Origin of the sequence: Nonomuraea sp. LPB2021202275-12-8 (genome assembly GCF_037044575.1) — a bacterium.
Lineage (GTDB): Bacteria > Actinomycetota > Actinomycetes > Streptosporangiales > Streptosporangiaceae > Nonomuraea.
Genome location: NZ_JBAHWD010000075.1, coordinates 1 through 11,324 on the forward strand (window position 1 = coordinate 1; position 11,324 = coordinate 11,324).

7 protein-coding genes are annotated in these 11,324 nt (G+C 64.4%); all 7 read right to left on the reverse strand.

Going from position 1 to position 11,324, the window contains the following annotated elements; genetic code table 11:
* Positions 1-21 precede the first annotated feature (21 nt).
* The 7 genes from V5E28_RS48235 to V5E28_RS48265 all read right to left on the reverse strand — a co-directional run bounded on the left by V5E28_RS48235 (position 22) and on the right by V5E28_RS48265 (position 11,178).
* Positions 22-1,248 (reverse strand): IS110 family transposase, encoded by a 1,227-nt coding sequence (locus V5E28_RS48235; RefSeq protein WP_336217054.1) that lies wholly within the window; start codon positions 1,246-1,248, stop codon positions 22-24.
* A 788-nt stretch (positions 1,249-2,036) separates the two neighbouring features.
* Positions 2,037-2,543, reverse strand: a complete 507-nt coding sequence (locus V5E28_RS48240) for a hypothetical protein (RefSeq protein WP_336217049.1) — start codon at positions 2,541-2,543, stop codon at positions 2,037-2,039.
* A gap of 181 nt (positions 2,544-2,724) precedes the next feature.
* Positions 2,725-3,552 carry a NucA/NucB deoxyribonuclease domain-containing protein gene (locus tag V5E28_RS48245; protein ID WP_336217055.1) on the reverse strand — a complete coding sequence of 276 codons (828 nt, stop codon included), beginning with the start codon at positions 3,550-3,552 and terminating at the stop codon, positions 2,725-2,727.
* Positions 3,495-4,679 (reverse strand): LamG-like jellyroll fold domain-containing protein, encoded by a 1,185-nt coding sequence (locus tag V5E28_RS48250; protein WP_336217050.1) that lies wholly within the window; start codon positions 4,677-4,679, stop codon positions 3,495-3,497. Before V5E28_RS48250 ends, V5E28_RS48245 begins: the two co-directional genes overlap by 58 nt.
* Before the next feature lie 496 nt (positions 4,680-5,175).
* Complete coding sequence (locus V5E28_RS48255) at positions 5,176-8,352, reverse strand: ATP-binding protein (RefSeq protein WP_336217051.1); 3,177 nt, start codon at positions 8,350-8,352, stop codon at positions 5,176-5,178.
* Entirely contained in the window at positions 8,349-8,996 is a 648-nt protein-coding gene (locus tag V5E28_RS48260; protein ID WP_336217052.1) for a hypothetical protein, read from the reverse strand. Before V5E28_RS48260 ends, V5E28_RS48255 begins: the two co-directional genes overlap by 4 nt.
* 19 nt (positions 8,997-9,015) lie before the next feature.
* Positions 9,016-11,178: a tetratricopeptide repeat protein gene (locus V5E28_RS48265; RefSeq protein WP_336217053.1), complete on the reverse strand. Its 2,163-nt coding sequence runs from the start codon at positions 11,176-11,178 to the stop codon at positions 9,016-9,018.
* Positions 11,179-11,324 lie beyond the last annotated feature (146 nt).

Here is an 11,324-nt window from a genome sequence, read left to right on the forward strand (position 1 = left end):
ACATCCCAGGACGCTTTGGCGTCAAGCAGCACGCGATTGAGGCGTTCGCGACCATGCGGTTGCCTCGTCGTAGACGGTCCCGGTCTTGAGACAGCCGTGCAAAATGCCGACCAGCCGATTGGCGACCTGGCGCAGCGCGGCGTTGTAGTCCACCTCACGAGCGCGCTGCTTCTCGTAGTAGGCGCGAGCGCCCGGTGACCAGCGAATCGCGGTGGCGGCCTGCGCCATCAAAGCGTCGATGAGTCGGTCATTGCGCACGAAACGCGCCGCGACGATCTTCTTCTTGCCCGAGGCGCGGGTGATCGGGCTGGTGCCGGCATAGTTCTTACGGGCCTTGGCCGTGGCGTAACGGCGAGGGTCATCACCGAACTCTGCCAGGACCCGGGCGCCAAGAACCGGTCCCAGCCCGGGCTGAGATAAAAGGATCTCAGCGACCGGGTGTTCGCCAAAATGCGTCTCCACCTCCCGCTGCAGGACGGTGATCTGCTCATCCAGCGTGGCCAGGACCGTGACCAGCGCTCGGACCGAGGCGGCGTAGGCGGCCGCGACGACGGCGGGCTGTCCCAGGTGCTCAGTGCGCAGCGCGATCTGGATCCGCGCGGCCTTCTCAGCGAGGTCGCCGCGGCGGCGGGCACGCTTGAGCACCGTCGTGATCTGACCGATGCTGAGCATGGCCGCCGAGCCAGGATCCGGCACCTTTGCCAGCAGTTCTAACGCCTCGGGCGCCGCCAGGTCCTCGAACGCGGCCAAGGCGGCGGGGAAGTAGTCCCGCAGGGCATGCCGCAGCCGCAGCAGATGACGGGTGCGCTCCCAGATCAGCGTCTTGTGCATGCGGGTCACGACCTTGACCGCCTCGGCGGCCGCGCTGTCACCCGCCACCGGGCGCAGCTGGTGGGCGTCGGTGCGCACCATGTCGGCCAGCATGTGCGCGTCGGCCGCGTCGCTCTTGGCCCCCGATACCGCCAACCGCTCCCGGTAGCGGGCGGCCTGTAGCGGATTGACCGCTAGCACCGTGTACCCAGCCGCGACCAGCGCTGCTACCCACGGCCCGCGATCGGTCTCGATCCCGATGATCACCTCGGCCTCCTCGGCCTGATCACCGAGTTGCTCGGAAATCATGGCGTGCAGCCGCGCTATGCCCGCCACGCCCTCCGGCAGCCTGGCCTTGGCCAACCGCCGCCCCGAGGCGTCCATCAGCTCCACGTCATGATGTTCCTCAGCCCAGTCATTCCCGACGAACAGCCGCATCATCGCTCTCCTGCCCTCGACCGCCCTGCGCTGGTCAGCAGCCTGCGGGAGAACCATCTGCGCCCTAATGAACAGTGCTCACACCCTGTGGGCGGGCACGACATCCCAGCAGCGATCAACTCTCCCGACCAACCGACAGGGGCACGATCTTCCCGAAGGACTCAACGCCCAGGTACACCGAGTGCTCACCTGCCGACGGCCGCTCTGCGGGGAGTCTGCCGGAAGACCTACTCCCAGATCTCATTAGGTACACCCCTTCCCGGCCGATCCACAGGTCTCAAGCATTGCTCCTGGACGATCGGCGCAAGGTCACGTCGCTGTGAGCGGGCGGGCGTACGGAGTCGCGGACGACGACGTTGAGTGCCGAGGACGACGTGCTGGCGCTCGTGCCAGTTGAGAGCCAGCCGTACCGCCGTCCGGCCCAGTTCCTCGGTAGGGATGTGCACCGCGGTCAGGCCGGGAGATAGGTCCGGGCGCTGGGACTGCTGCAAGGCACGCTCGGGGGACAGCGCCGCCGTTCCTGCGGGGCTGTCCCAGTGGGCCGAGCTCAACAGCGCGGCGGACCCCAGGCCGCCATGGTCCACGACGGCGGGCGCCAGCCTACAATCAACGCCGCCCCCACCAAGCCCTGAACCAAGCAGCGCCCCGAACGAATCACTGACCTGAACATACATCGACGAACCGGCTCGGCGGAGTCCTTCACGAATACTCGCATGCGGCTTGAACTGAACGGATGGATTTTTCGGCAGGCGCATTGCTGGAGAAACTCATCCACGCGTCCATCGACGTCATACTCCTTGTGGAACGTGGTACAGGGTTCGCGTTGATGCGAACCAGCCCCGGTCGATGAACCGGCCGGTAATCCGTCCTGCCATACACATATAGCGGTCGAAGAGTTCAGCGTCGCTAATTTCGCCGATGAGCTCCAGCCCGCTCGCGTGCGCCTCGAACTCAGGAACCTCCATCCATCCCCCAGGGGCGGATGGAGGGAATATCTCTCCAAAGTATTCGCTGTCATGAGTGTACATCAGTTTGCCGGGATCAGCCTCTCCCACGAAATAGGCCTCTAGTACGCGTTGCCCTTCAGCGCTCAGCGCCTCTATCAGATGCGGCGGCAATACGCCGCTGATGGTGAGGATGGTGGACCAGACGACTGAGTGCTCTCCCACCCAGACGACCAGTTGTTCCGGGCTGGTTTCGTACGATTGCATGGCTGTTTGAAAGTCACACAAGACGCCGTCTTGGGGATCGACACCCAACCGTCGGGCGATCTCGTCGCTGTCTGCTGTGTCCACCCATTGGCAGCTAAACCACGATCCTAGACCATGTTCGGTCAGTAGGTCCCACTGACTTTCCTCAGGAAGGGCGCGATAATTTTCCTGCATCATTGGCCTCTTGTTGGTTGTTCGCGGAAAGTGGGGGTGTCGGTCACATGTGACCGACACCCCCACATTGATACTCCGACGCGGATGACGACTACGGCACGACGCTCACCCAGAAGGCGTGATGGGTGGCGACATGATATTTGTCGTAGAACGCCTTCAGCACGCGGCCATGCATATCATTATGACCGCCGCTGACGGCCCTGATGGAGTAATGGCCAGTCCCCCTTCCACTGCCGGCTGCCCCTTGGTAGGTCGAGGCGAAGGGATACTCGTCGCACTCCACTTTATTGGACCGCGGTCCGCGTCCTGCCCACGGCATCCCTTCGTTGTTCTCGTCCTTTCCATATTGGTCTCTGAAGTAGTATTTGCAGTAATTGGTTGAAGGGGATTTACTCCAGCGCATTGGGTTAGCTGTTCCGACATCTATATTCATTTCAAGGTTCGAGAAGAAATTCCGGTTGAAGCTGGAGGTGCCTTCCGGGCGCTTGTGCAGCGGCGGACTGGAGGCGACGTTCCAGTTTCCAGGGATCGTCTTCGGCTGCTCGCGTCCATCCCAAATCTTCGAGGGCGGGTATTCCGGCTTCGACCAGTCGTGTCCTGGACGAAGCGGAGGGGATGTGTACTTGTTGATGCTCGGGTCTAGAGCAGATTTGATGTGCCTGGTGACTTCGGCGAACTCAGGGTTTCCGCTATCTGACATTTCGAAGACCCGGTGTGCCCTGTCGTTGACACATCCGCCGGTGTGATTGATCACTTTCTCCCGATCACACCGATAGTAGGGGGCGGCCAGGGTGCCGAGGTTTCCTGGCAGCCGATCGTACCCATGTCGGGCCACCCCGAGCCGCTTCCCTTCCGCTCCTACTATCTCATAACTCCACAGGGGGAGATCTGCGCGATTGTTATGGAAACGGGTGAGCATCGGCTTGATCGTGCATATCGCGCTGCTCCCCCTGCGATGGGATTGCTTTCCAGCAGGTAAATGGCGCTACTGGTCGTCTCCCATTCTCTGATCGTCTTCGTGGTGCTTCCAGTGATGCTCCGGCAAGGCGTTAGATTGTCGGATTCGGTTTGCACCTCGAACGTCAGCGGGAGCGCCTGGATGTCCTCGGCGCTCTCCTCGCTGATGGGGTATCTCCTTCCGTTCCAATACAAGGCGAAGTCGGTCAGCCGCAGGAAGAGTTTCATGTTCTGCGGCCTCAGACCGCTGCCTTCTGCATTGGCTACCTCTGTGCCCTTAAAGTTCCCCACGTAGCTGTTGATCACCCAGGTGGCACGGAACTGGAAGATGATGTCGCTGGGCAGGGGTTCTCCCAGGACCGACTCCAGGACGGAGGCCGTTATGCCGGCTCTGCCGCCACTTCTGCTGACGCCGACTTTGTTGCTGGCCTTGACCCACCGCTTTCCGTCCGGGCCGTCCCCATTCTCTGCCGCTTCGTACGTTCCCATACTGACCCAGCTCGTCCAGCAGGAAGTGAACGGACGTTCTTGGATACGGGCATAATCAATGGTCGGATGCTTGGGGGACCTTAGACAGCCCTCCAGATTGAGATGGTCGTAATCGAAGTCCGCAGCGGTGGTCGAGGCGCGAGACGCATCCTGCGGGGGCTGACTCGAAGAGTTCGTCTTCTGGGCGGTTCGCTGGTTCGCGCCTGCGATGAGAGCCGCTATGTCATCGGCGGCCAGGGGCCGCTGGTAGACCTGGACATCGTCGAGATCGCCCAGCATGCTCGCGCCAAGTGACATTGCGGTATCAGCATTCCACGCGGAGAAACTGATCGGCGCGGACTTGATCAAAGTGCCGTTGAGATACAGCGACGCGGTCTTCGCGGATGCATCGTACGCGCCAGCCAGGTGGAACCACTCGTTGATCGGCGGTTCAACATCGGACAGCACACCCTCGACTGTCGCATCGGCGGCGTCGGCGCTGGTGAAGGTGAACACCAACCCGTGATCCGCGGTGTTGCCGAGGCGGAATGGGGCTTGGTGGCTGCCCTTCTGCTCGAGGACGGTGTAGTCGCCGTCCTTGACGATCGGCCGCGTCCCCATGCCGCACAAAGATTCCTGCCTGGACGGGTGGAGACCGCCTATGCCAGTCTGGGCTTCGCAAGGCCATGACCTGGCCGGACGGGATTGTCGGCAGGCGCAGTCTCCCAGCCCGCGTAACCTCCCGGCGGGGTGACGGCGATCCGAATCGCCGTCACCCATGTCGTTGGGCACGCCAAACCATGGAACTCAGCCCGCTTGGGTCTCCCGCCACGACGTGCACATCGGGTGCCTGGTCAGATGACCACGATGCGGGCGCGGGCGAGGTTGTACAGGCGGCGGAAGGGCGTGTGAGGGTCCCCTTCGCGGTGAGAGGCATAGCCCCGGCCCCAGCTCCGACCACGGCTTGAACGCTGCAGATCGCCAGGTCGGCCAACTGTGGAAATACCAGCCCGGAAAATTTTCTGCGTCACACCGGCGTCACGCCGACGGCTGAGCCTGCTGGCGTGCCCTCCCTGCACGTGCTGGAAGATCGTGGAACCAACCGGGTTCGTGTAGCTCAATCACGCTCTGCCCTCCGCGCTCGGGCCATGACCTCCTCGTCGGTTAGCGGGCCGCTTGGGTGGTAGCTGAGGCACAGGGGCGTACGTATCTTCTGCGGCGCCTCGCCCTCCAGCGCAGCGTGGAACTCGCCCGAGGAGAGGGTGCCGATGTCGGGCACGTCGCCACCCCTGGCCCTCGCCATCTCCTGAGCAGCCGTGATCTGTGCCGGCACTGTCAGACGACCGAAGAAGTGCGTCGCGGCATTCCCAGAGACCCTGTTGTGGAGGTTTTTGGGCGCCTGAGTCGCGAAGATCAGCCCGAGACCGTACTTACGCGCTTGTGATGCGAGGGCCAGCGTGCTCTGTGTACACGCGGTCGCCGCACCCGAGGGTGCGAAGCTCTGCGCCTCATCCATGACCAGCAGGCCGAGCAGAGGCCGATCTTGCACGGGATTCTTCTTGATCCATGCGAACAGCGCCATCTGCAACTGGTTGACGAAGCTCTGACGAGCATCGTCACCGAGCCCGATCATGCTGATGACCGAAATCCGGGCACGCTTGCCTGGCGACGGAGTCAGCAGAATGCTCGGATCGACGGGCGTCCCACTGCCGCCGAACATGGGATCGTTGTCCATGGTCGCGGTCAGTGTCTGGGCGAGATCTGCGGCGATCTTCGGAGCGTTGTCGAGGCCGCTCACCCCGTCCGGCAAGTCGGAAAGCAGGTCGATGAGACCACGGAGGCTGCTTTCCCCCTGTCTGCCGTAGTACTCGATCGCGCGGCGTAGCACGGCGAGACCGAGATGGGCTTTCGTGGAGCGTCCGACGAGGTTGGCCCGCGGGGCCAAGGCTGACGCGGCGACCTCGACCGCCGCCTCGAACTCATCGGGGTCGTCGGACACGCTGCCGAAGTCCGGCAGCGGCTGGAAACTCAGCGGACGGCCCGATCCCCGGCGTGGCGTCCAGACCACGACTTCGCTGCCGGCGAGGTAGTCCGCCGCCCGTTCGGCGTCGCCGGCTCGCCATTCCGCGGGCGGCTCCGGCCACGGGTCGCCGAGCCGCGCCAGGTCGTTGTTGGGATCCAGGACGATCGCTGACACGCCTTGTAGTGCGCACTCTTCGACAAGGTGTCGAATCAGCACCGTCTTGCCGGACCCCGAGGCAGCGAAGATCGCCCCGTGCTTGCGAAGCGCCTCCAGCGTCACCTGGACGGGCGCGTCGTCGTGATATCCGTAGCCGACGGTGAACCCGGCCGGCGCCTCCCCCGCATCGACATCGGCCATGGTGGCAGCCGACGCGGAAGCTGCCCACATACCGGCGTCGGCCAGTGCCTCCTTGAAGAGGGTGATCTGCTCAGTGGGCCGGTAGCGGACCAGCCAGGCGTACAGCTCGGCCGGGTTTTCCTGACGCAGCCCATGCAGCGCGGCGAGCACTCGCAGGTCGGCATCGTCGATGCTCAGCGTCGTTCCTCCTTGCGCCTCCAACTCTTGGAGGATCTCCTGAGTCTTGGCCGACCGGGACCATGGGCCGTTGCGGATGAGGAAGAGCTTTCGTTTGCGGACGCCGGCGCTCAGGCCGGACGCCGTGCGGGCGCGGCGGATCCGATGCAGCGCGCCCACACCGTGATGGGTGTCGCTGATCGCCCGGAAAGACCAGTGCACTTGATCCTCCGCGCGGGGATCGTCCGGTGAACGTTCCCGTTCCTCCTCGCTCCGCTCGTCGAGCGCGCGACGCAGCCGGGCGTGGAGGTCCGGTTTGGCGCTCGGAGGCGGGTCGACGCTGAACATCTCGCCGTTGTCGCCGCGCTCCACGATCCACGCATGCAGACCGGCCGAGAGGAGGGCAGGGAAGAAGTCGTCTTCCATATCGTGTTCCAGCGGCGACGTCACGTCCGCCGCTCGTTTCAGCTCCTCGAACCGTGACTCGATCCTGGCCAGCGCCTCCTCGGATGCTGTTGGCGCCGTTCTGTCGGCTGGCCGGGATATCTCGTCTTCTGGAGGTACCTCGGTGAGACTGGCCAGTTCCCGTACGTCGCCGTCGACCAGGCAAGCGCGGATGTGCCGGTCGATGTCGACCAGCAACCTGCGCGGCGTGTAGTTGACAGCCTCCTCGAACACTCGGTCCCGCACCGGCCACGTTGGGTAGGGCGGGGCGAAGTCGATGGCCGCGTATCGCGCCGCGAACCGCTTCGCGATGATCTCCCGAGCGAGCGCGGGACTCTGAATTCCGCCGAGGGCCGGACATCTCCGGAACCGGTCCGGAAACGAGGCGATGGCCCGACCAGCGATCAATTCCCACGTCGTGGACAGAGTCGCGACGACGGTGAGGGTCCTTCGGGTCATGTCCCGCAGATCCATGAGGCCGTTGGCAAGACCCGCCACCATCGCCGCCACATGCAGATCCGCCGCGTCGCTGGAGAGCTTGGCGAGATCCTCCTGAAGAGCGGATTGCGCGATCAGGGTGTCCAACTGGTCGAACGCGATGACGGTCGGCCCGGTGAGTGCGAGCAGTCGGGAGATGTCCTGGACGATCTGCTGGGGCGTTCGCGACTTCGGACGGATGCCCCAGGCATGGCGTTCGCCGGGAATCGCCTCTTCTTCGCATGTGAAGTAGCTGTAGGCCGCGTCCTGATGTTCTTCCTTGTCCGAGGCCAGCAACGCCAGCGCGCGAGCGGTGTCCCGGCACTGCAGAGCAACGTGCCTGTCGTAATCCTTGAGTCCCGCGATGAAGGTGTCCAACGCAGCGCGGGACAGTTCTGTCTCGCCCATCACCGCACGGCGCGTGGTCTGTGGCGTACCGGTCCGGGCGGCCAACCGCCGCAGTAGCAGGCGGAGTTGCGTCTCGTCATCGATGACCTGACGAGACATGCCGTCCAGCAGGAGGACGAGAACACCATCCCAGAACTTCTTGCCGTCGAGCAGGCTGATGAGAAAGAAATAGCCGCCTCGCTGGTGAACCTGCTCGCGAACCCAGCCCAGCAGGTGCGTTTTGCCGGATCCGGGCCGACCCTCGAGGACCAGTCCGATCGGGTGGGCTTCGGCACTCGCCTCCGCCTCGGCGATGCCGTCCAGCACGTCCCGGACGACTCTCGTATGCAGCCCGTCGACGTGGAATGGCGGGCTTCTCCACACGTCGTCGGGTGCCTGCGCCCAGCTGAACCGCAGCGCGGCTAGCGCGGTGCGCTGCTCCTCGGTCATCGCAGTCCGATCGCCAGCTTGTGCCGGTCCTCGCCACCGATCCGGACCGATGCCTCTTTCTCCCGCTTGCCGAGCCGGTGCCGGTGGATCTCCGACTCCAGCCGGACGTCCGGTGCGCCGAGCATCTGCTCCAGCGCCTTGTCGAGGTCGGCTTTCGAAACGTCTCCGAGGAGCGACCTGATCTTCGTGAGGCTCACCCAATCGCCGGGATCATCAGCCACCTGGTCGTACACGGCGCGAATCCGCTCGTCCAAGCTACGGAGATCCTGCGAACGTGCGCCGTCGTCGGACCGGTCGGCGTCGCCTACGGCGGCGCGCAGGTCGAGGTTCTCCTGATGCTTCGCTGCGAGGGCAGCCCAGAGCTGCTTCTCGCTGGTTGAGCGCCTCCCGGCAGCCTCAGCCTGCTCTTCGCCGAGCACCAGAGGCTTCCCGAGCACGCGAGCGCCCTTGTCGGCCAGGCTGTGCCGGTACGGCCGGCGGTCCGTCTTCGATACCACGTAGCCGGCGGCGTTGAGCTTCTCGTATGCCGGACTCACCAGTCTGACGCCGTACAGCTTGTTGAGCTCGGTGTTGGAGATCTCCCGGTCCTCGATCTGGAGCAGAACGAGAATCGCGTAGTCGGCGGGTGACAGGTCGTCCGACATCATGGGTCCTTTCACCGCATCAGCGAAGAGTGGAATCGGGGCCGGGAAACGCCGATCCGTCGGCGTTCAAACCGAGGGACCGCAGACGCGCCGCGTCTTCGGGCGGATGGCGCCCCGTGGCCGTGTACAACGCCAGAAGCCGATCGGCCGCGCCGTTAGTGCCCGCGTTCAGCTCGTCAGTGAGCCCGGCCTCATCACGGAGCTCGAACAGCAGGCCGCAAAGCTGTAGCGCCGCTTCGGATTTGCCGTCGTCAACGGCTGCTCGCAGCTCGGCCAGCTCTGCCGCCGCCACTTCGGCGTGGTCTTCGTCACGGCGCCGTTTGGCCAGGCGCAGCTGGGCCGGCCGATCGCCAGCCTCCGCACGAGACATCAGTAGGTCCACTTCGCCCCAGGCGAGGTAGAGATCTGCGAGTGCCTCGGCGGCGAACACCTGGCCCTGGTCCGCCCGCGTGCAGATCTCCCAGATGCAGCCGCGGTCCATGAGCCGCTCGACCAGCCGCTCAGCCGCAGTCAGATCGCCGTTGCGTTCACGTATCCGCAGGTCATCACTGATGCCGCAGTCGACGAGAATCTCCGCCAGACGTTGGCTCGCCGCAGGATCGCCGGCGTCAGCCGCCGGTCGGATTCCCTCGACCCGTTGCCACAGTTCCTGGGTCCGGGACAAATGCCGCCCGACTTCCCAATCACGTGGATCGGCCGCCAACCGTCGGCGCAGGACGTCCACAGCTCGTCCGAACCGATCTTGGCGGATCAACAGATCGGCCAGTTCCATGGCCGCGCGGCCGTCGTCGAACTCGTCGGCGAGCCGTTCCAGGGCTGGCTCGGCGTAGCGGTATCGCAGGCGCGCCGTGGCGGCGTTGGCAAGACGGCGAAGGTCCGAAGGACGATGCAAATGGGTGATGAAGGCATGCCATGCCTCGTGCGGCACGCACGCTGTGCGCCGTACACGCCGTAAGTGCTGAGCCAGGTAGTCGGCGATGGTGTAGCCGGCGAGAGTGCCGGCCACGCCGTCATCCACGGGCGACAGGGCGGAAACGTCGCCATGCAGCGGTTTGGTGGCGTGCGGCAGGGCCTCGGCTAGCCACACCTCCGCAGGTTTCACGCGGTGGGCCGGCTTGAGGTAGCCGAACATCGCGTCAGCGAGAAGCTTCGGGCTCAATGGCGCATGCACCCCGAGACGGTGCCCGTCGGCCGCCGCGGTAATGATGGCTTTCGCATATGGGGTTGCCGGCTGTTCCCAGCACATGACCAAGGCGGGGCCGCCGGCGAGTGCTTGAGTCAGCCCCGCGTCGCGCGTGTGCAATGCGACGCGGATCCGACTGTCACGCTCCGCGATTCCGCTGGCTACGTTGAGTTCGGCCATCGTCAGAGAGTCAGGCACGCTGATGGGACAGGCGCTCTTCACGACCCGGCGGATGTCCTCGGACGCGGATGTCCATGTGGCGTACTGGTCCGGCCACAGGGTGCCGACGATGACGTTCCCGTGACGGAGCAAGGTCCGGACGCACTCGGAGGTCAGCGGCGGACGGCCGCCGAGATACTGCTGGAGCTCATCGAGCCAGAAGACGGTATTGCGGGGCGGGGAGCTCTTTAGCTCGAGCAGATCCGCCGCTTCCGACGGTTGCACCAGCGACCAGTCCGGAAACAGCTCGTAGACCGCCTCGTACAAGGAGCGGGTCTTACCGGTCGACGAGGCCCCGACCATAACGACGAACGCTCCACGGTCCGGACCGTTGGCGGAAAGCACGGTGCGCAGGTCGAAGTCGAAATCTCGCTGCACGTACGTGGGAAGGTCGTCAGTGCTGTCAGGGGCGGTTATGGCGCTGTGGATGCCAAGCTCGCGCGGTGTGGCCTCATCAACCCGAAGACGATCGCCCTGGTCCTGTCGCATGACCCGTTCCAAGGTGGCCACCCAGGCTCCCTGCGCCTCGCCACCCCGCACGCCGCAGACGTCCAGGACGCTGAGCAGCAGAGACTTGGTGATCCGGGATTTGCCACGAAATGCGTCGCTGACGGTCGATCGCTTTAGCGCCTGTCTGTCCCGCAGCTTATCGTATTCACGGGTCGCTCTTTCGAACGCGACAAGAGTCAGCCCACGGCGGCGCGAAAGTGCGTGGAGCGCTTCGGCGAGCTGATCATTGGTGCGGATCCGCGCTAGCTCACCAGCGGAATGCCACTCCAATGCATTCACCTCGCCATCGCCGTCCCCACACCGGAATTACCGAAGAAAAGACCACGATATTAGGGCCCTTCGGCGGCCGGGTATCAGCTTTATTAGCTGCGACTTATCTACTCCCGATCAATGATCACGAGTGATCCGCACCACAG